The organism is Streptomyces sp. NPDC059477 (genome assembly GCF_042749375.1).
Taxonomy (GTDB): domain Bacteria; phylum Actinomycetota; class Actinomycetes; order Streptomycetales; family Streptomycetaceae; genus Streptomyces.
Map to the genome: position 1 here is coordinate 114,646 of NZ_JBHYUG010000013.1, position 20,892 is coordinate 135,537.

Below are 20,892 nucleotides of genomic sequence, written 5' to 3' on the forward strand. Positions count from 1 at the left end.
CTCTTGAAGGAGGGGGGTTCCTACGGCTCGCGCCGTGGGGGTTTCTGCTTCATCGCCGACTGCCCGCTCGGAGTGCTCCGTTGAGGTCTTGCACCGGCTCCACAGACAGACGCCGTCAGCCCGACGGCCAGAATGTTGTTCGCCGCGTTCACGTCCCGGTCATGGGTCGTCCCGCAGCCCCCGCACTTCCAGGTGCGGACGTGCAGCGGAAGCCTGTCCCGCAGGCTGCCGCAGGCGGAGCACAGCTTGGAGGAGGGGAACCAGCGGTCGATCGCGATCACTTCGCGGCCGTACCACTGGGCCTTGTACTCCAGCATGCTCCGCAACTCGGCCCACGCCGCGTCGCTGATGGCCCGGGCCAGGCCGGCGTTCCTCACCATGTTCCGGACGGAGAGGTCCTCGATCACGATCGTTTGGTTCTCACGAACGAGCCGGGTGGTGAGCTTGTGCAGATGGTCGCGCCTGCGATCGGCGATACGGGCGTGGACCCTGGCGACCTTCCGGCGTGCCTTGGCCCGGTTCGCCCCGTCGCCCGCCGCCTTGCGGGCGAGCTGCCGCTGGGCCCTGGCGAGACGGACGCGGTCACGCCGCTCGTGCCGGGGGTTGGCGACCTTCTCCCCGGTCGAGAGGGTCAGCAGGTGATCGAGTCCGACGTCGATGCCCACGGCCGTCTCCGTGGGCGGGAGCGGCTTCACGGTGGGGTCCTCGCACAGCAGGGACACGAACCAGCGTCCGGCCGCGTCCTGCGACACCGTCACCGTGGACGGCGACGCCCCCTCGGGCAGTGGACGGGACCACACGATGTCCAGCGGCTCGGCCATCTTCGCCAGGGTCAGTTTCCCGTCCCGGAACCGGAACGCGCTGGTGGTGTACTCCGCCGACTTCCGCGACTTCTTCCGCGACTTGAAACGCGGGTACCCGGCCCGCTTGCCGAAGAAGTTCGCGAACGCCGTCTGGAGGTGCCGCAGGGCCTGCTGGAGCGGCACCGAGGAGACATCGTTGAGATAGGCGAGTTCCCCGGTCCTCTTCCAGGCCGTCAGCATCGCCGACGTCTGGTTGTAGTTCACCCGCTCCTGCCGCGCCCACGCCTGCGTGCGTGCGGCGAGAGCCAGGTTGTAGACCTTCCGCACACAGCCGAACGTGCGCGACAACTCTGCTGCCTGCGCATCGGTCGGACAGAAGCGGTACTTGAACGCCCGCTTCACATGGGTAGCCCTCACGGCTCACACACTACCCCGCCAATTTGTGACAGATGGCGCGCAATCGCGGGTGGACGCCGGTACGCCCTGGCGGCGAACCGGCTCGGCCTGCCCTGCTCCACAGGAGCCTCATTTCCTCCCCCGGCTGAAGCCGGGGGCATCCACGAACGAGAGTCCCGGCCCAGATCTGGGACACAAGTCACCTCCGCCGTTTCGCGGTCCTTCACGATCCTGCAGACGCGTCGCCGACGTGGTCCTACAGAGGCGATCAACGTCGCACATCCCCATGGGCAGTCGAGTCGTCGCAGGGCTCCGGGCGGCCATGTCTCTCAAGCCGTCGAGGCGGCATCCAGATGACAGCCAGACCCGAAGCCCCTGGGCCCTCCGATCTTACGAATGACCAGATCAGACCCACGACTGAAAGGTAGGACTCGATGAACGCCCTCAACTCCCTGCTCGACGGCTTCGGGACCGCCCTGACGCCGATGAACCTGCTGTGGGCCGCGCTCGGCGTGCTCCTCGGTACCGCCATCGGCGTCCTCCCGGGCATCGGCCCGGCCATGGCCGTCGCCCTGCTGCTGCCGGTGACGTACGGACTCGAACCGATCGGCGCGTTCATCATGTTCGCCGGTATCTACTACGGCGCGATGTTCGGCGGCTCGACCACCTCCATCCTGCTCAACACCCCGGGGGAGAGCGCGGCCGTGGTCGCCGCGATGGAGGGCAACCCGATGGCCAAGTCCGGCCGCGGCGCCCAGGCGCTCGCCGCCGCCGCCATCGGGCACTTCGCGGGCGGCATGGTCGGCACGATCCTGCTGGTCGCGCTCGCCCCGGCGGTCGCCGAACTCGCCGTCGACATCGGCGCGCCCGACTACTTCGCCATCATGGTCCTCGCCTTCATCGCGGTGACCTCCGTCCTCGGCTCCTCCCGCATCCGCGGCCTCGCCTCCCTGCTGATCGGCCTCACCATCGGCCTCGTCGGGCTCGACCAGATGACCGGCCAGCAGCGCCTCACCTTCGGCTCGCTGCAACTCGCCGACGGCATCGACGTGGTGATCGTCGCGGTCGGGCTCTTCGCGATCGGCGAGGCCCTGTGGGTCGCCGCCCATCTGCGGCGCAGACCGCCCGAGCCGATCCCGGTCGGCCGCCCCTGGCTGGGCAGGAAGGACGTCCGCCGCACCTGGAAGGCCTGGGCGCGCGGCCCGTTCATAGGCTTCCCCTTCGGCGCCATCCCGGCGGGCGGCGCCGAGATCCCCACCTTCCTCTCCTATGTCACCGAGAAGCGCCTGTCCAAGCACAAGGACGAGTGGGGCAAGGGCGCCATCGAGGGCGTCGCCGGACCCGAGTCCGCCGCGTCCGCCTCGGCGGCCGGCACCCTCGTCTCGATGCTGACCCTGGGCCTGCCCACCACGGCCGTCGCCGCCGTCATGCTGGCCGCCTTCCAGCAGTACGGCATCCAGCCCGGCCCGCTGCTCTTCGAACGCGAACCCGACCTGGTGTGGGGCCTGATCGCCTCCCTCTTCGTCGGCATGGTGCTGCTCCTCGCCCTCAACCTGCCGCTCGCGCCGGTCTGGGCGAAGCTGCTGCGCATCCCGCGGCCCTACCTCTACGCGGGCATCCTGTTCTTCGCGGCGGTCGGCGCGTACGCGGTCGGCGGCGAGGTCATCGACCTGGTGATCCTGCTGCTCATCGGCCTGATCGGCTTCGGCATGCGGCGCTACGGGCTGCCGGTGCTGCCCGCCATCATCGCCGTGATCCTCGGGCCCAACGCCGAGCAACAACTGCGCCGCGCGCTCCAGATCAGCGACGGGAGCGTCAGCGGGCTGGTGAACACGCCGTTCTCGGTGACCGTGTACGCGGTGATCGTGCTGCTGCTGGCGTGGCCGCTGCTGAAGCGGATTCCGTGGCGGGGGAGGGCGGCGCGGTCCTGAGCCCGGTCCCGAGCCCGGCCTGTCGGCCACGGTCACCCGGTGATGACGGGTGAATGTGGCCGACAGCCGTGTTGTGCGCGGGTCTTGTGACACGGCTGTTACCGGAATTATGGCCTCCGTCACAGTCGCCAAGGGCTGCGGTTGATCGACTCTGCGGATGCGCCGCACCCCACGCCCCACGTCCCCGGCGGCCGGAGCCCTGTTGCTCACGGCCCTGCTCACCTCCTTACTCACGGCCTGCGGAACCGAATCGACCGGCACCTCGACGGCGAACACCCCGCTTGCCTCCGGGTGCGGCGAACCGATCACCGCCTCCCCCACGACCACGTCCAGCGACCCGGAGGCACTGGAGAAGGACGGGGTGAAGATCCTCGGCTTCGTCGCCGCCAGGAACTGCGTGGAGTACGAGGTCACCAACTCCGGCACCGAGCCGATGACCTACACCATCGGCTTCACCTTCGCGGGCGGCACGCCCGCCTCGACGCAGCACGAGGAGGAGACGATCGACTCCGTCGAGCCGGGCCGCACGATCCGCCGCACTCTCACCGCGACCGGCGCCCTGGGCCCCACCGAGGCCACCATCGGGACCGTCCGCAGCGTCCCCACCGCCGAGGCCCCCGCCCCCGCCGCCACCTGCCCGCCCTCGGGCGTACGGGTCTACGTGGACCAGGGCGACGCCGCCATGGGCCTGCGGGTGGTGGGGCTGTTCGTCGAGAACTGCGGCACCGCCGCGTACCAGCTCAACGGCTACCCCACGCTCGAACTCATCGACGCCGACCATGAACCGGTCGACGGCGTCGACGTCCTCGAAGGCGCCGGCGACATCGCCACCAGCACCGGAGCCGACACCCTGCCCTCCCCGGTCACCCTGAACACCGGCGAACGCGCCCGCGCCACCCTGGTCTGGCGCAACACCACGGGCATGGGCGAGGCCGTGAACGCCCCCTACGCCCGGGTATGGGCCAAGCCCGGCGCCGACCCGGTGACCGTCACACCGGAACTGGACCTGGGGACGACGGGACAGCTGGGAGTGGGCGCCTGGGCGAAGGACACGGAGTATCAGGCGGTCGCGCCGGGGGCCCTGCCGTAGGGGGAGCGGGGAGCGGGGTCCTGCGGTGCTCACGCCGGTGGGTGGTGGGCCGAGGGCGGAGGCCGTGGGTGGTGGGCGGCGGGGCCGTCGCCTCCTTCCGTCGACCGTGTCGTGCCTTGGCCCGGATGCAGCAGCTCAGCGGGCCCGCGCGACCGGTGCCGGACAGGCTGGGGATGTCGTACCGGCCAGTCCGCACCTGGAGCCCCGATGTCGCCTCGCCCTCGCACCCTGCCGTCCCGTAGTTCCCGATTCCGGCCCCGGCTGCGGGCCGCGCGCCTGGTCGCGGTCTGTCTGACGGTGCTCGTTCCGGCCGCGCCCGCCGCCGCGGTCACCTCCCCCGGGGCCACGTCCGCCGCACACGGTGACGACGCCGCGCTGCGAGGTCGGCTGGAAGCGCTCGTACGGGCTCCCGGTGGCCCGCCCGGGGCGATCGTCGTCCTTCAGCGGGGCCCGCACACCCGGGTCGTACGCGCCGGGGTCGCCGATCTGGCCACGGGCCGACCGCCGGGCCCCGACGACCACATGCGGATCGCCAGCGTGGCCAAGGCGTTCAGCGGGGCCGTCGCCCTCGCGCTGGTCGACCGGCAGGACCTGAGCCTGGACGACGCCCTGAAGAAGCACCTGCCCCAGCTGCCGCGCCACTGGGGCTCCGTCACCCTGCGCCAGCTGTTGCAGCACACCAGCGGGCTCCCCGACTTCACGGAGTCCCCCGAGTTCCTGAAGATCCTCGCGGCGGACCCGCACCACCGCTTCGACTCGCGCAAGCTGCTCGACTTCGTCGCCGACAAGAAGCTGCGCTTCCGGCCGGGCGCGCGCTTCCACTACTCCAACTCCGACAACATCGCCGTCGCCCTGATGGCGGAGGCGGTGACCGGGACAACGTACGAGAAACTGCTGCGCGAGCTGGTCTACCGGCCGCTCGGGCTGCGGGACACCTACCTGCCCTCCGGCTACCGGCTGCCCGAGCCCTCGCTGCACGGGTACGACCTGACCGACCCGGCATCGCCCGAGGACGTCAGCGAACTGTTCGGCGCCTCCGGTGTGTGGGCCTCCGGGGGGATCGTCTCCACCCCCGCCGATGTGACCCGCTTCATCCGGGGCTACGCGTCGGGAGCGCTGTACGGCGGCAAGGAGGTCCTGGCGGCGCAGCGGAACTGGGTCGCCGGAGCCTCCGAGCCCGCGGGGCCGGGCGCGGACAAGGCCGGGCTGGCGATCTTCCGGTACACGACGCGCTGCGGGGAAGTACTGGGCCACACCGGGAACATCCCCGGCTACACCCAGCTCATCGCCGCCACCCCGGACGGCGAGCGGTCCCTGACCTTCACCGTGACCTCGCAGGTCAACCAGTCCCTGGCACCGGAACGGCTGCGCGAACTGCGGACCCTCCAGGAAGACTTCGTCTGCGCCCTGCTGAAGGAGAAGCGGTGATCCCTGGGCGTGGGTGAGTGAGGGGCGGGGGTCCGGGCCGGGGGTTAGGTTGGCGGTATGCCGACGACCCGTGTCTCCCGCCATGTGAACGCCCCGCCATCGGCCGTCTACCGGGCCCTGACCGACCCGGAGGCGGTCGTCCGCTGGCGGGTGCCGGAGGGGATGAGCGGCGAGGTGCATGAGTTCGAGGCGCGCGAGGGCGGCCACTTCAGGGTCTCGCTGACGTACGACGCCCAGGACGAGGCGGGGAAGTCCGGCGGCCACACCGACACCTACCACGGCCACTTCGCGCGTCTCGTGCCGGACGAGCGGGTCGTGGAGGTGCTGGAGTTCGAGACCGACGACCCGGCACTGCGCGGGGCGATGACGCTGACGACCACGCTGGTCCCCGCCGGGAGCGGGACCGACGTGGTCATCGTCCACGAAGGGCTGCCCGACGCCGTGTCCACCGCCGACAACGAGACCGGCACGCGGATGGCGCTGGACCAGCTCGCGCGGCTGGTGGAGGGCGGCTGGCGACCACGGCGGCCATAGCGGCCAGCGGGGCTCGCGTGGAGGTGCCTCAGGCCCCGGCCCGTCCGCTGTCCCGGGCGTCACTCACGCCGTCACGTCACGCCGTCACGTCACGCCGTCACGTCACGCCGTCACGTCACGCCGTCACGTCACGCCGTCACGTCACGCCGTCACTTCACCTCGCCGGTGAAGATCGCCGGCTCCGACTCCCAGTCGGGTGACACCTCCACCTGGAGAAACGTCTCGTCCTTCGGTAGCTCGCACGCCCACGGCACCGACAGGGAACGCCCCGCGAGCACGCTGGTGTCGGGCGACCCGTCGAGACCGTCGTCGTAGATCGCCTCGCCCTCCTTGCCCTCGTCGCCGTAGGCGCAGCTGACCGACAGCATGGACGCGTCCATCTTGCTGTCCGAGTTGTTCACGATCTTGATCGTGAACTTGGCGTACGGCGTGCTCTCGGGCACCGCGTAGTCGCTGGACACCCCGCGCGCGAACGAGGTCAGGGATATCTCGATGTCGTTCTCGTAGGTCACCGTGTCGGTGAGCGCGTACACGCCGTCCTCGGCGCTGTCGGCGGGCGTGGACGGATCGGACGGCTCTTCGTCGGCCGCGAGGGCGTCCTCGGCGCTCACCGTCTTGGTGACGGTGACCGTCGGCGCGGCCTTCGCCTCGCCGTCGCTTCCGGCGCTCAGGGCCACGCCCGTGGCGACGACCGCCACGATCACGGCGGCGGCCGAGGCGATGATCACGGCGTTGGACCGGCTCTTCTTCGGCGGCTGCGGCGGCTGCTGTGGCGGGAAGCCCGGCATGGGCGGCTGCGGCTGGTGCATGGAGTGGTAACTCATGGTCCCCCCAGGGATGGTGCGTGGTGACAGGGCCATGATCTCCCGCCGGGAAAGAAATGTGGACACGTCGTGACTGAAGTGTGTCCTTGGGCGAGGAAGCGCAGGTCAGGGGCGTTGTCAGTGGTCCCGGATAGGTTCATTGATGTTCCCGCCGGATCGGTCGGGAAGTCCCCCTGTGCGCAAAGGAGATGGTGCGTTGTCGGCCTGGGAGAAGTCGAGCACCGCGCGGGTGATCCCACCCGCGCGACCCCGCAAGCTCGCGAAGGTCCCGTTCGTCGAACTGGCCGACGGACGTCTGCAAGGGGTGGTGTCCAGCGGCTCCGACATCGCGCGGGTCTATGTCTCGTCCATCGAGGCCGGGACGTACGCGTTCGCGTGCAGCACCAACAACAACCGGCCGTGCGGCGGCGCCCGGGGCACGTTCTGCAAGCACATCACCGCGCTGATCGACGAGTCGGTCCTTCAGTACGGTGTCGTCCGCGTCGCCCGCTATCTGCGAGTCGACCCGGTGAAGGGCACCGACCCGAGCGAGATCGACGCGGCCCACCTCGGGTACGTGATGACCCGCACCCGCCCGGCGCAGGCCGATGCCAAGGCCGCGGCAGCCGTCTTCAGCCGCTTCCTGCGGCATCTGGCGTATCTCGAACTGGCCCCGGCGACCACGCCGTTGCCGGAGATGCAGTGGTTCCCGCCGACGCGGGAGGAAGCCGCTGGGGTCGCGGGGGCGGCTGCGGGGGCCGCCGGGGCCGCGTCCGCGGAGGTGACAGCGGGCGGGGGTGCGGATATGCCGGGCGCGGTTGCTGGTGCGGTTGGTGACCCGGTCGAGGGGCTCGCCGAGGCGCTCGCCGCCGTCGACGCCTTCGACCGCGCGCTGTGCGGCGGACTGCTGCGGCCCCGGCCCGAGGAGGCCGACGCCCTCGCGGAGTTCGCCCGGTCGCTGGCCGGGACGCCACTGGGCGTGCGGGTGGGGGAGGCCGCCGAGAAGGCGGCGGTCGGCGCCGCGAGCGAGGACCACTTCCTCGCCCTCGCCGCCGCCCGCGGCGCACTGCTCGGCTCCGTCCATGACGCGCTGCTGATCCGCGCCGACGACATCGCGGGCCGCTCGCGCGACACCGACCCGGACCCCCTCACGGCACCCGCCGAGGCCCCGGCCCCGAATGTGCTGGCCGCCGCGCGCTCGTGGCTCGGCGACCTGGCCCGCGCCGGATGGCAGGGCATCGACCACGACGTCATCTCCGGGGCGGCCCAGGTGGTCTCCGCGATGCTTCCCGACCCGGCGCTGCGCCGCCTCGCCACCCTGCTGGACGGCTTCGCCGCCGAACTCGCCGCGTCCTGCCCAGGCGCCACCCTGGAGCGGATCCCGGCCCGCCGCTGGGCCGACCTGTGGTCCCGGGCGATGCTGCTGACCGTCCCGGGCGCCGCCACCGCGCCCAGCACCGGCACGGCCACCGGCAGGCTGCTGCCGCTCGGCATCGATGTGCACGAACACGCCACCGCCGCCCAGGCCCAGGTGCACGCCGTGTTCGAACCCGCCGACGGTTCCACGCCCCGTCTGGTGCGGGCCGGTGTCGCGGTGCCCAAGCCGGACACGGTCGTCGGCGCGGGCGTCTGGCAGTTGATGCGCCCGCACCTGTCGCTGCTGGCCGCCGTGAGCGAGGGCCGCGCGATGGAGCTGACCGGTATGCCGGTCACCGCCGAGGGCGACCTGATCTGGAGCGACGCGCACGCGAGCGCCGCGGAGCCAGCCGACGCCTTCGCCACCGCCCGGGTCGCGCTGCCGACCGCGACCGTCGCGGCCACCGCGCCGCTGGACCGCCACCCGGCCCGGATCGCCGTCCCGGTGTTCCTGGAGGGGTACGCGTCCGAGGGCGGTGGCGAGGAGCCGCTGACCTTCACCGTCGCGGGCACCCCGATCGCCGTGGACACCGACCGAGTCCCCACCGCCGGACCGCTCACCCCGGAGGCCGTCGCCGCCTCCCGCGCGTGCATCGGGCTGGTGCGCTGGGACGCCGGGGCGTTCCGTCTCCAGCCGCTGGCCGTGGAGACGACCGTACGGAAGAAGAGCGTCACCGTGCACGCCGGAGGCTGGGCCGGTGGCTCCGACGGCAAGGGCGGCGCGAAGGCGGAGAAGGCGGCGACCGACGCGGTGGCGGCCCTGCGCGAGCGCGCGGGAAGGCTGCTGCGGAAATGAGCGAGGGGAGCGAGATCGCTGGGGGGATGGAAATCAGCGGGGGCATGGGAATCGGCGGGGGGATGGAAGCCGCCGGGCGGAGCGAAACTGGGGAGGGGACGGGGGCGATCGGGCATTCGGGAATCGCCGGGTCCATGGGAATCGGCGGGCGGACAGGAATCGCCGAGCAGGCGGAATCGACCGAGCAGACGCCACCGACCGAGCGGAGCGCCAACGCCGACGACAATCGCCGGCAGGTCCTCTACTGGCGGCTGCTGGCCCGGCTCTTCGACCAGGACGAGCAGGCTTCCCTTGAGTCGGCGAGCCTCGCCGTCGTCGAGGACATCGGGCTGCCGCCCGCGCTGCTGGACCCACAGGCGTCCGTCGACTCGATCGTGCAGCGCCATCCGGATCTGGCCGGGGAGTTCGACGGGCTGATGGTGCCGGAGTCGGGCATCGGGGTGGAGGGGAGGCCGGGCCCCGACACGGACGCGCGACCGCACACCCAGACTGAAGCCCAACCGGGCACCGAAACTGACGCCCAACCGGGCACTGAGACGGACGCCCGACCGGGTATCGACACCGGTCCGCAACAGGGCACCGACACGCGCGCGGGTGCCGAGTCCGAGAGGGACGCGGAGGGGCGGGACCGGGCCGCCGAGGTGCGGCGGGCCGCGCTGGTGTCCAAGGTGCTCCTCAACGTCTTCGCCACCGGCACCGGCACGGTCACCGCCGGACAGCTGTCCCGCTGGCAGTCCGACGCGGGCTGGCTGGAGCGCGCCCTCGGCTGCGAGGTCGGCGGGCTGCGCGGCGGTGGCGGCCGGTCCGGCCCGGCGGGGCCGGGCGTGAGCCCGTACGGCTCCGGCGGTCGGGGTACGACACCCGACCTCAGCAAGCTCCTCCCGGCCATCGGCCCCGAACTGGGCGCCCTGGAGGCCGACCTCGTCAAGCGGATGCGCCTGCGCGAGGTGCTCGCCGATCCCCGGCTGGCCGCGCGGCTCACCCCGAGCATGTCCCTCATCGAACAGCTGCTGCGGGACAAGAACAACCTCTCCGGAGTCGCTCTCGCCAACGCCAAGGCACTCATCCGCCGTTTCGTGGACGAGGTCGCTGAGGTGCTGCGCACCCAGGTCGAGAAGGCCACGGTCGGCGCCCTCGACCGGTCGGTCCCGCCCAAGCGGGTCTACCGCAATCTCGACCTCGACCGCACCATCTGGAAGAACCTCACCAACTGGAGCCCGGAGGAGCAGCGGCTCTACGTCGACCGCCTCTACTACCGGCACACCGCCCGCAAGACCACACCCCAGCGGCTGATCGTGGTCGTGGACCAGTCGGGCTCGATGGTCGACTCGATGGTCAACTGCACCATCCTGGCGTCCATCTTCGCCGGACTGCCCAAGGTCGACGTCCACCTCATCGCCTACGACACCAAGGCGCTCGACCTCACGCCCTGGGTGCACGACCCCTTCGAGACACTCCTGCGCACCCAGCTCGGCGGCGGCACCGACGGCACGGTCGCCATGGCCCTGGCCCAGCCCAAGATCGCCGAGCCGCGCAACACCGTCGTCGTGTGGATCTCCGACTTCTACGAGTGGCGCACCGACGAGCTGTTCGAGTCGATGGCGACGATCCATCGCTCCGGGGCGAAGTTCATCCCGGTCGGCTCGGTCACCAGCTCCGGGCGCGGCAGCGTGAACCCTTGGTTCCGCGAACGGTTCAAGGATCTCGGCACGCCGGTCATATCCGGCCATATCCGCAAGCTCGTCCAGGAACTGAAGAACTTCCTGACCTGAGCTGCCCGCACCACCCCATCACTCTCTTCAAATCTCTTCAACGCTCTTCAAAGATCCAGAAAGGCATGCCATGTCCGACCTGCTGCGCGCTCCCGCCGAGATCAAGTACGCCGAGGAGCTGGACTGGCTGGAGTCCATCGACGACAGCCCCAAGCCGTTCTCCTGGCGGCTGTCGCCCAAGATGGTCCGGCTGTTCGTCCTGGGCTCCGAGCGCGCCGACGGGCTCGACCGGGAGATCTCCCAGAAGTGGTTCGGCGACCGCAGCTTCGTCGAGCGCTCCATCGTCACCCTCGCCTCCGACCGCGGACTGCTGCTCATCGGCGACCCCGGCACCGGCAAGAGCTGGCTGGCCGAGCTGCTGTCCGCCGCGATCAGCCGCAACTCCACCCTGGTGGTGCAGGGCACCGCGGGCACCACCGAGGACCACATCAAGTACTCCTGGAACGTGTCCATGGTGATCGCCAAGGGCCAGTCCCGGGAGTCGATGATCCCCTCGCCCATCATGACCGCGATGGAGACCGGCGCGATCGGCCGCTTCGAGGAACTGACCCGCTCCACCAGCGATGTCCAGGACGCGCTCATCTCGATCCTGTCCGAGAAGTATGTCTCCGTGCCCGAACTCGGCAGCGACACCAGCGACAACATCGTGTTCGCCCAGCCCGGCTTCTCGATCATCGCCACCGCCAACAGCCGCGACCGGGGCGTCAACGACCTGTCGTCCGCGCTCAAGCGCCGCTTCAATTTCGTCCGCATCCCCGTCGTGACCAACAAGAAGGCCGAGGCGGAGATCGTCCGCTTCCGCACCGAAGAACTGCTGCGCCGCCACCGGATAGAGCTGGATGTGCCGCCGACCCTGCTCGATGTGCTGCTCCAGAGCTTCGCCGATCTGCGGGCCACCGCCGCCGCGGCCGGCAGCGACGACGAGAAGCTGGAGTCCGCGCTGTCCACCGCCGAGCAGATCGGCGTCCTGGAGGACGCCATCCTGCACAGCAACTTCTTCGGCGAGCGCGCCCTGACCGCGCACACCCTGGCCTCGTCCCTGGTCGGTTCCCTCGCCCGGCGCGCACCGGAGGACCTCGCCATCCTCAACAAGTACCTGCACGGCGTGGTCGAGCCGCGCGGCAAGGAAGAGGGGGGCTCCTGGCCGGAGTTCCTCGAAGGTGGCCGCGACGCGATCGCCACCCTGTCGTGAGCGGCACGGACGAGGGCCGGGTGAGCGGCGTGAGGGAGGGCGGGATGAACGGCGTGAACGGCGTGAACGGGAGCAGCGTGAACAGCGCCAGCGGCGTGAGCGATACCGGCGGCTCCAATGCCACCGGCGGCACCGGCGGCACCGGCGGCACCAATGGCACCCGTGGAACCCATGGCACCGACGGCACCTTCACCACCCTCCGCACCCAGCTCCAGGACGCCGCCGCCACCTTCGCCGACGGCCCCGACGCGCTGGAGCGGATCCTCCTCGGCATCGTCGACGACGTGGACCGCGCGGTGCGCGAACCGCTGGAGATCTTCCCGGTCTGCCACCACTCACCGGCCTCCGCGCTCGCCATGGCCCGCCGGCTGCGCGAGAAGCAGCCCAAGGTGGTCTATCTGGAGCTGTGCGAGGACATGGCCCCCCTCCTGACCGAGCTGCGCAACTGCAAGCTGCCGGTGGCCGTCCAGGCGTTCGCCAGCGAGATCGACGGCTTCCCCGCCGACTGGTCACCGCTGTCGGTGGTCGCCCCCCTCACCGAGGCGTCCGCCGAGTACCAGGCCATCGCGTACGCCCTGGACACCCCCGGCGTCGAACTCGTCCTGGTCGACCGTTCCTCGGACCATGTCTTCCAGTGGGACCGCCGCGACGAGACCCCCGACGAACCCACCGAACCCACCGAACACGCGGACCCGGATGCCCCGCCCGCCCCGGCACCCGGGGAGGAAGCCGCCCTGCACGGTGACTCGGTCGGCGTGGAGATCGGCGACCTGCGCCCGCGCTTCGCCGAACTGGAGGAACACCTCCTGCGCCACGGCCGGGTCCGGCACTGGTCGGAGTGGTGGCACCAGTACGTCGAACTGCCCCTCGGCGACAGCGACCACGACACCTACCGCCAGGTCATGCTGCTCATCGGCAGCCTGTTCCGCCGCCTGGCCCCCGGCGACCCGCACCGCGTCCATGTCGACGAGGATCGCGAGCGCTACATGTGGACCCGGATGCGCGAGCACCTGACCGCCACCGGCACGGACCCCGCCGACTGCCTCTATGTCTGCGGCGCGTTCCACGCGGCCAGCCGGGTGGACGAGTTCGGCGTGCACGGCTCGGACGGCTTCGAGATCAGCCCGCGTACCGCCACCAAGTGGCAGCACGGGCTGATCCCTTCCAGCCACGCGGCGATCGAGGCACAGTTCGGCCTCGCGGGCGGCTCGGTGTCCATCGCCGCGACGGTCTGGGCGAAGAACCTCAAGCGCACCGGGATCAAACCCTTCCGGCTGGAGGGCCAGGCGGGCACGAGGAAGCCGTCCAGGGCAAGGAAGCCGGCGGCTCCGGCCCCGATGCCGGAGGAGGTCCCGGCCGCCGACAGGCTCTCCGGCTTCCTCCAGCGCCCACCCGTCCTGGACCGTCTCGACCAGGCGGAACTCCTCGGCTGGTCGGTGGACATCGTGCGGGCCGCCCGCCGCGCCGGCTACCTGGCCTCCACCGCCGACGCCATCGCCGTCTTCGAGACGTCGATCCTGCTGGCCGGGATGCGCGACCGCGCCAAGCCGACCCCGTACGACTTCCAGGACGCCGCCGTCACCTGCATCGAGAAGGACGTCGTGCCCGGGCGGCGCGATGTGCGCCGGCTCGTGGAGATCATGATGGGCGGCGACCGGATCGGGCAGGTCGGCTACGACTCGCTGCCCCCGCTCGCCCGCGATGTCCACGACCGGCTGGAACCCCTCGGGCTGCCCCTGCAACAGCGCGGGGTGAAACGGGCACTGCTGGACATCGCGGGCCGGCCGGAGCTGCGCGCCTGCTCCGACGTGCTGTGGATGCTGCGCCAACTGCTCCCGCAGGGCGCCGCCCGGCCCATCATGGGCGAGCGCGGCCTCGGCGACGAGCCCATCCAGGAGTCCTGGGACCTGGCCCTGGGCACCCATCAGCGCGCACTCATCGAGCTGGGATACGAGGGCGTCAGCATCGAGCAGGTGCTGGAACAGCGGCTGCGGCGCCGGGCGTACGGCCCGCGGGCCACGGCGGCGACCGTCCTGGAGACCGTCGAGGACGCGACCCGCTTCCTGCGCAGCCGCCGCCTCGCCGACGAACTGGGCACCCGCGCGCTGGAGGTGCTGGCTATCGAGCGCAGCGTCGACGGGGCACCGGAGGTCCTGCGCCGGGTGCGCCGGCTGCTGGCGTACTACCGCACCGGTGAACCGGCGCTGCCGTCCTGGATCGAGGCGTTCGTCAAGGCCGGCTACGCGCACTACTGCACGCTGCTGCCGACCGCGTTCACCGACGAGGAGGCGGGAGTCCGGCAGGTCGCGGCGATGCTGGGGTTCCTGTTCAGCATGGAGAGCCTGGCCCTGTCCCTGGGCTGCGACCGGACCCAGCTGGAACTGGCCGTCGCCCAGTCGCACCCGGAGGAGCCCGCCAAGACGGCCCTGCTCTGGTCGGCCCGGACCCACCTCGGCACCCTCACCCGCGAGGAGCTGCGGACCCGTGTCGACGCCCTCCTCGCCAACCCGCTGGCCGTGCCGTCCTACCCGCGCTACCTCAGCGGTTTCCTGCACGCCCTGGAGCCGGTCCCGGCACTGACCGACTTCGTGGTGGAAGCGGTGTCCAACGCCTTCGCCCGCCTGCCCGATCCGGTACTGCTGCCCTGGCTGCCCACCCTGATCAGCACCCTGCGCGCGGGCGGCGCCGAGTTCGCCCCCCTGCTGATCAAGGAGGCCGGACGCGTCTTCCCGGCCCGGCTCCCGGCCCTGGACGCGTGGGTGCCACCGTGGCGGACCGAGCGCCCCCGCAGCCCCCAGCCGAGCACCGCCGGCCCGGCAACCGGTCGCGCCGCACTTCTGCCGGCCCACCCGGCGACCTGCGACACCCTGGCCGCCCTCCTCGGCTACGACGAACCGTGGGCGCCGACCGACGCGTCACCGCGGGGCGCCGCCCTCCTCACCCGCCACCCGGCGACGACCGCGGCGCTGGAGGCGCTGCTGGGGAGGGCGTGAGCGAGTGAGCGGCTGGTGAGGGAGCGGGTGGCAGGTCAGCCCAGATTGCCCTGGCGGGCGTCCCGCCACAGGTCGACCCCGCCGTCGGTCGCGTACTTGTCGATCTCGGCGAGTTCCTCGGCGGTGAAGTCGAGATGGTCCAGCGCGGCCACGTTCTGCTCCAGCTGCTCGACCCGCGACGCGCCGATGACCAGGGAAGTGACCCGCCGGTCGCGCAGCGCCCAGGCGAGGGCCAGCTGGGCCAGCGTCTGGCCGCGGCGGGCGGCGAGGTCGCTCAGGGCCCGCAGCCGCCCCCGCATCTCGTCCGTCAGCCACTGGGTGTCGAAGGACTTGTCCTGCGCGGCGCGCGAGTCACCCGGGATGCCGTCGAGATAGCGGCCGGTCAGCAGGCCCTGGGCCAGCGCGGTGAAGCCGATGATCCCGAAGCCCTCCTCCTGCGCCACGTCGAGCAGGCCCTCGGTCTCGACCCAGCGGTTCAGCATGTTGTACGACGGCTGGTGGATGAGCAGCGGGGTGCCCAGGTCGCGCAGGATCGCCACGGCCTCGCGGGTGCGCTCGGCGTCGTAGGACGAGATGCCGACGTAGAGCGCCTTGCCCTGGCGGACGGCCGTGTCGAGCGCGCCCATCGTCTCCTCCAGCGGCGTGGTCGGGTCCAGCCGGTGGGAGTAGAAGATGTCGACGTAGTCCAGGCCCGTCCGGGTCAGCGACTGGTCGAGCGAGGCGAGCATGTACTTGCGGGAGCCGCCGCCCTGACCGTAGGGGCCGGGCCACATGTCCCAGCCGGCCTTGGTGGAGACCACCAGTTCGTCCCGGTACGGCTTCAGGTCCTCCCGCAGCAGCCGCCCGAAGTTGATCTCGGCGGCGCCGTAGGGAGGGCCGTAGTTGTTGGCCAGGTCGTGGTGGGTGATCCCGAGGTCGAAGGCGCGCAGGGCGATCTCGCGCTGGGTCTCGAACGGCTTGTCGTCGCCGAAGTTGTGCCAGTAGCCCAGCGAGAGCAGCGGGAGATCGAGCCCGGAACGGCCGGTGCGGCGGTAGCGCATGGTGCCGTCGTAGCGCTCGGGGTCGGCGACGTGGTTCATCGGAAGTTCTCCGGGGGTGGTGCCGTGCGGGAGTTCCGCCGGGATCGAGGGGACAGGCCCACACTGCCTCTGCGGGATCGTGAAGTCCAACCGTTCTTTCGCATCGTATTGAGCGACCGGTCTTCTGAATCGCCCTTCTGGCTTCCTTCGGGCTTCCCTCTGACTCGCGTCTGGCTCACGTCTGACTTGCCTCTGGCTCGCGTCTGACTTGCCTCTGACCTGTCTCTGGCCTGTCTCCGGCCTGCCTCGACATCGTCTCTGGAACGCGGAACGGGCTGTCTGCCCGGGTGCGGGCTCAGCGACGTCAAGGGCGGACAGGGGCTCCCATGGTCTCACCGCTCGGGGCGCCCCGCAGAGGTCACGGCGGCCCCGTCCGCCGCGCGGGGCGGGGGCACCGGCGTCGGCGTGCCGCCCGGACGGCCCCGTTCGATCTGGGCGAGCAGACGCCGCAGGGGGACGCTGCCGTGCGGTTCGGGGAGCCCGGCGCGTACGGCGGGACGAGATGGGCGGCGGACCGGAAGTGCTCGGCGGCGGTACGGGCGTCTCCCGCGCGCAGCGCCAGCACGCCCTGCACATGCGAGATCCGCCCGATCAGCGCGTCGTCACCGGCCCGCACGGCCGCGGGCCAGGCCTGCCCGAGCAGCGTGCGCGCGGTGCGCGGATCGTCCGGCGCGCACAGCCACGCGGCCAGCACCTGTGCCCGTACGGTCATCGGCCCCTCCGCCTCGCACAGCGGCAGCAGCCGCAGCGCGTACGCCCGGCCCTCCTCGGCGCGGCCGTACACCGCCCACCAGAACCACAGGTGGACGACGGTCTCCAGCGCCGCCTCCGCGTGGGCGGGCTGGGCCACGGCGTGCCGGATCATCGCCTTGACGTCGGCCTCCCCGTCGAGGGCGAGCCGGGCCGCGCCGGTCTGGTCGCCGGAGTTCCAGAAGCTGTCGGCGACGGTGGCGACATTGCGGCAGTGGACCATACGGCGCTCGGCGGCCACCGCGAACTCGCCCGCGGCACGCAGCCGTTCCGCACCGAACTCCCGGGCCGCCAGGTTCATCCGGTAGCGCGCGCCGCGCACCCCGTCCGGCGGCTCGACCGGCTCCAGTACCCCGAGCGCCGACAACCGGGCCAGCGAGCCCGGCACCCGCGCCGGTTCGATGCCGCCGCCCCCGCACAGGAACACGGCCGCGTCCTCGGCGAAGGCGCCCGCGAACATGCTCGCCCGCGCCCACACCGTCCGCTCCGCCCGCTCGCACAACGCGTACCCGGCGCCGATCGACGCGCGGGGCGAGCGGTTGCCCGCCCGCTCCGGGTCGGGCGCGTCCAGCCCGCACTGGCTGCGGGCGAGCAACTCGGCGAGCGCGCCCGGGGGATGGCGGGTGGTGTGGTGGGCGGCGAGTTCGATGGCCCGTGGGTTGCCGTCCAGCACCGTGCAGATCGCCGTGATCGCGCGCAGGTCGGCGTCAGCGGTGAAGGCACGGCCGGTGAGGGCCTGGGCACGCCGGAGGAAGAGGCCGACGGCGGGGCCGTCACCGGGCCTGCCGTCGGGCCTGCCGTCGGGGGAGCCGACGGCCAGTGGCCCGGCCTCCAGGACCCATTCGTCACCGAGACCGAGCGGACGGCGGGACGTCACGAGGACGCGCAGCGCGGGGAGGGTCGTGAGCAGTCGTCGGACGAGGCCGGCGCATTCGCCGTGCACGGCGTCGATGCCGTCGAGGATGAGGAGGGTGGGGGTGGTCCGGTTCCGCGGTTTGCCGGCGCCACTGTCGTCGGTGTCGGTGTCGGTGTCGGCGTTGGCGTCGGTCTGGGCCGGGTCCTGGGTGTGGGCCGGGGCCTGGGTCTGGGTCCGGGTCTGGGTGTGGGCCTCAGCCAACGCCCGTTGCGCGGCGTGGGTCAGACTCCCCGCCTCGGCCGGCGCGTCCCCGTCCCAGCGCAGCCGGATCATCCGCTGCCAGGGCGCCGCCGCCTCCGGCATCGCCTCCGCGCCGACCCGGGCGAGCGCGCTCTTGCCGACCCCGGCCGCGCCCGCCACCGTCACCAGCCGATGCCGGGCCAGCAGTTGGTGCAGCGCGGCGACTTCGGGCTCGCGACCCACGAGGCCGCCGGGTCTGCCGAATTCCCCCGACCCGCTCGACGTACCCGGGGCACTCGACGTACGCGACGTACCCCACGCACTCGACACACCCGGCTCGCTCAGCCCATCCGACGCACCCGGCTCACCTGGCGCAATCGATGCGTCTAGCTCACTCAGCTCACTCAGCTCACTCAGCTCGCCCAGCGCATCCGGCTCAGCTGGCCCATCCGGCTCACCCGGCGCATCCAGCCCAGCCGCCCCATCCGGCTTACGCACCTCACGCACCTCACGCACCTCACGCGCCTCACCCGGCCCCTTCGGCCGCCCCGGCGCACCCAGCTCGCCCAGCCCCTCCAGGCCCTTCGCTCCGCCGATCCCCCCACCAGAGGACGGGGGCAGTTCCTCCGAGTCGCCGCCGCTGGTCCACATGTGAACGCCCCCTGTTGTGCCGTTGTTCGCTCGCGCCGCACCGGTGCCCGGCGGCTCCTGGCTCAGCGAACTTTCGCAGAACCGTCACTGCGGCGAGGTCATTGGCTACCCAACGCGGCAGGGGGGCGCGCGGTGGCGCAGGCGCACGCCGGATCACACCAGCCGACGAACGATCGAACGTCCGTACCTGCGAACTCCCCTGCGATTTGGCCGGGCTGCTAGCGTGCGGGCGGACGAGGGGGGCGATCGACGATGGTGACGACCACGTTTCGCATAGGCGGGGATCTACGGGTGGGCCGACTCGGTTTCGGGGCGATGCATCTGCCGACCGAACCGGCACCGGACCGCGCGAACGCCCTGGCGGTGGTCCGGCGCGCCGTCGAACTGGGCGTCACGCTCATCGACACGGCGTACATGTACGGCTGGGGCGCCAACGAGGAACTGCTCGCCGAGGCCCTCCACCCCTACCCCGAGGGCCTGCTCGTGACGACCAAGGTCGGAGTGGCCCGCCCGAAGGGCGAGTGGGCGCTGGACGGCCGCCCCGAGGCATTGCGCGCGCAGGTCGACCAGGCCCTGACCAGGCTCCGCACGGAACGCGTCGAACTGCTCCAGCTCCATCGCGTCGATCCGCAGGTCCCGCTGGCCGACCAGATCGGCGCACTGCGGGACCTGCGCGCCGCGGGCAAGATCGGCCGTATCGGCCTGTCAGAGGTGAGCGTCGACGAACTCGCCGAGGCGCGCGGCATCACCGACATCGCCAGCGTCCAGAACCGCTACAACCTGCTCGACCGCGAGTACGAGCCCGTCCTCGCGGCCTGCGAGCAGGCGGGCATCGCCTTCCTGCCGTGGCGCCCGGTCGCCTGGGGCGCCGCCGGAGCGCGGGCGGAGATCGCGGCGGTGGCCGCCGAGACGGACGCCACCCCCACCCAGGTCGCCCTCGCCTGGCTGCTCGGCCACTCACCGGTGATCCTTCCGATCCCGGGCACGGCGAGCATCGAGCACCTGGAGGAGAACCTGGCGGCCACCGGCCTCCGGCTCACCCCGGACCAACGCGACCGACTGGACTGGCTGCCCGCGGGAGACTGACCGGCGGACCGCAGACCTGCGCAGGAAGGTTGCGCACACGGTCTGTATACAAGAAGCAGGCCCGGAGTCTGCTCCCGCAAGGCCCCGCTCAGGCCGCCCCGCTCAGGCCCAGCCCCGTTCAAGCCCAGCCCCGCTCAGGCCCAGCCCAGCCGGGCCCGGCTAAGCGTCGCCCCGCCCCGCCCAGTCAAGGAGAATCGCCACCGTGCGTATCGCCCTGAGCCAGCTCACCACCGGCCCCGACCCGGCGAAGAACCTCGCGCTCGTCGGGGAATGGACCCGCCGCGCCGCCGACGCGGGCGCCCGAGTGGTCGTCTTCCCGGAGGCGTCCATGGCGTGCTTCGGCACCCCCTTGGCGCCGCTCGCCGAACCCCTCGACGGCCCGTGGGCCGACGGCGTCCGGGCCCTCGCCCGGGACACCGGCACGGTCGTCGTCGCGGGCATGTTCACCCCGGCCGCCGACGGCCGCGTGACCAACACGCTGCTCGCGACCGGCCCCGGCGTGGAGACGTCGTACGACAAGATCCATCTGTACGACGCCTTCGGTTACCGGGAGTCCGAGAGCGTGGCCGCCGGATCGCGGATCGTCACCCTCGCCGTGGACGGCGTCCGTCTCGGCCTCGCCACCTGCTACGACGTCCGCTTTCCGGAGCTGTTCCGGGCGCATGCCGACGCGGGCGCGGTCGCCACACTGCTCGCGGCGTCCTGGGGCGCCGGTCCCGGCAAGCTCGACCAGTGGGAACTGCTGGTGCGGGCCCGCGCCCTGGACGCGACCCTCTGGGTGGCCGCCGTCGACCAGGCCGACCCCGGCACCCCGCCCGGTCCGGCGCCGACCGGCATCGGCCACAGCAGGGTCGTCGGCCCGGACGGCACCGTGCGGGAACGGCTCGACGCCGCCCCGGAACTGCTGGTGACCGACCTGGACATGGGGGAGGTCGAGCGAACCCGCGAGCGTACGTCGGTACTGGCCAACCGGCGTCCGGAACTGTGGCGGTGACCGGAGGGAGCGCCCTCGGCGTGGATCCCGGGCCCGGACCCGGCGGCTGCGCAGTCCGTCGTGGTGCCGTGGGAGCAGGCTG

General features: G+C 71.9%; 14 protein-coding genes. 10 read left to right on the forward strand and 4 right to left on the reverse strand.

The window, feature by feature from the left end:
* Nucleotides 1–20: 20 nt before the first annotated feature.
* Nucleotides 21–1,220 carry an RNA-guided endonuclease InsQ/TnpB family protein gene (locus ACFXAZ_RS09855; RefSeq protein ID WP_384587165.1) on the reverse strand — a complete coding sequence of 400 codons (1,200 nt, stop codon included), beginning with the start codon at nucleotides 1,218–1,220 and terminating at the stop codon, nucleotides 21–23.
* A 413-nt stretch (nucleotides 1,221–1,633) separates the two neighbouring features.
* Here ACFXAZ_RS09855 and ACFXAZ_RS09860 point away from each other — a divergent pair, with 413 nt between their 5' ends.
* The 4 genes from ACFXAZ_RS09860 to ACFXAZ_RS09875 all read left to right on the forward strand — a co-directional run bounded on the left by ACFXAZ_RS09860 (nucleotide 1,634) and on the right by ACFXAZ_RS09875 (nucleotide 6,182).
* Entirely contained in the window at nucleotides 1,634–3,130 is a 1,497-nt protein-coding gene (locus tag ACFXAZ_RS09860) for a tripartite tricarboxylate transporter permease (protein ID WP_384587167.1), read from the forward strand.
* Nucleotides 3,131–3,287: 157 nt separating this feature from the next.
* Entirely contained in the window at nucleotides 3,288–4,220 is a 933-nt protein-coding gene (locus ACFXAZ_RS09865; protein WP_384587168.1) for a DUF4232 domain-containing protein, read from the forward strand.
* Between the two features lie 207 nt (nucleotides 4,221–4,427).
* Nucleotides 4,428–5,648, forward strand: a complete 1,221-nt coding sequence (locus ACFXAZ_RS09870; RefSeq protein ID WP_384587170.1) for a serine hydrolase domain-containing protein — start codon at nucleotides 4,428–4,430, stop codon at nucleotides 5,646–5,648.
* Between the two features lie 57 nt (nucleotides 5,649–5,705).
* Entirely contained in the window at nucleotides 5,706–6,182 is a 477-nt protein-coding gene (locus tag ACFXAZ_RS09875) for an SRPBCC family protein (RefSeq protein WP_384587172.1), read from the forward strand.
* Nucleotides 6,183–6,331: 149 nt separating this feature from the next.
* Here the strand turns inward: ACFXAZ_RS09875 and ACFXAZ_RS09880 are convergent, their stop codons facing one another.
* Nucleotides 6,332–7,006 (reverse strand): hypothetical protein, encoded by a 675-nt coding sequence (locus ACFXAZ_RS09880; RefSeq protein ID WP_384587174.1) that lies wholly within the window; start codon nucleotides 7,004–7,006, stop codon nucleotides 6,332–6,334.
* Between the two features lie 784 nt (nucleotides 7,007–7,790).
* Between ACFXAZ_RS09880 and ACFXAZ_RS09885 the strand changes: the two genes are divergently transcribed.
* From ACFXAZ_RS09885 to ACFXAZ_RS09900, 4 genes are all read left to right on the forward strand, one after another.
* On the forward strand, nucleotides 7,791–9,197 hold the full coding sequence (locus ACFXAZ_RS09885) for a hypothetical protein (RefSeq protein WP_384587216.1): 1,407 nt from the start codon (nucleotides 7,791–7,793) through the stop codon (nucleotides 9,195–9,197).
* A 134-nt stretch (nucleotides 9,198–9,331) separates the two neighbouring features.
* Nucleotides 9,332–10,969: a VWA domain-containing protein gene (locus tag ACFXAZ_RS09890; RefSeq protein WP_384587176.1), complete on the forward strand. Its 1,638-nt coding sequence runs from the start codon at nucleotides 9,332–9,334 to the stop codon at nucleotides 10,967–10,969.
* Nucleotides 10,970–11,039: 70 nt separating this feature from the next.
* Nucleotides 11,040–12,161 carry an AAA family ATPase gene (locus ACFXAZ_RS09895; RefSeq protein WP_384587178.1) on the forward strand — a complete coding sequence of 374 codons (1,122 nt, stop codon included), beginning with the start codon at nucleotides 11,040–11,042 and terminating at the stop codon, nucleotides 12,159–12,161.
* A gap of 44 nt (nucleotides 12,162–12,205) precedes the next feature.
* Nucleotides 12,206–15,154, forward strand: a complete 2,949-nt coding sequence (locus tag ACFXAZ_RS09900) for a hypothetical protein (RefSeq protein WP_384587180.1) — start codon at nucleotides 12,206–12,208, stop codon at nucleotides 15,152–15,154.
* 35 nt (nucleotides 15,155–15,189) lie between these two features.
* Here ACFXAZ_RS09900 and mgrA read toward each other — a convergent pair whose 3' ends face one another.
* Nucleotides 15,190–16,233 (reverse strand): L-glyceraldehyde 3-phosphate reductase, encoded by a 1,044-nt coding sequence (mgrA, locus tag ACFXAZ_RS09905; RefSeq protein ID WP_384587182.1) that lies wholly within the window; start codon nucleotides 16,231–16,233, stop codon nucleotides 15,190–15,192.
* Between the two features lie 358 nt (nucleotides 16,234–16,591).
* The gene (locus ACFXAZ_RS09910) at nucleotides 16,592–18,322 is read right to left on the reverse strand and encodes an ATP-binding protein (protein ID WP_384587184.1); all 1,731 of its coding nucleotides are present in this window, start codon (nucleotides 18,320–18,322) and stop codon (nucleotides 16,592–16,594) included.
* 660 nt (nucleotides 18,323–18,982) lie between these two features.
* Between ACFXAZ_RS09910 and ACFXAZ_RS09915 the strand changes: the two genes are divergently transcribed.
* Nucleotides 18,983–19,816 carry an aldo/keto reductase gene (locus ACFXAZ_RS09915; protein WP_384587186.1) on the forward strand — a complete coding sequence of 278 codons (834 nt, stop codon included), beginning with the start codon at nucleotides 18,983–18,985 and terminating at the stop codon, nucleotides 19,814–19,816.
* A 202-nt stretch (nucleotides 19,817–20,018) separates the two neighbouring features.
* Complete coding sequence (locus ACFXAZ_RS09920; protein ID WP_384587188.1) at nucleotides 20,019–20,810, forward strand: carbon-nitrogen hydrolase family protein; 792 nt, start codon at nucleotides 20,019–20,021, stop codon at nucleotides 20,808–20,810.
* Nucleotides 20,811–20,892 lie beyond the last annotated feature (82 nt).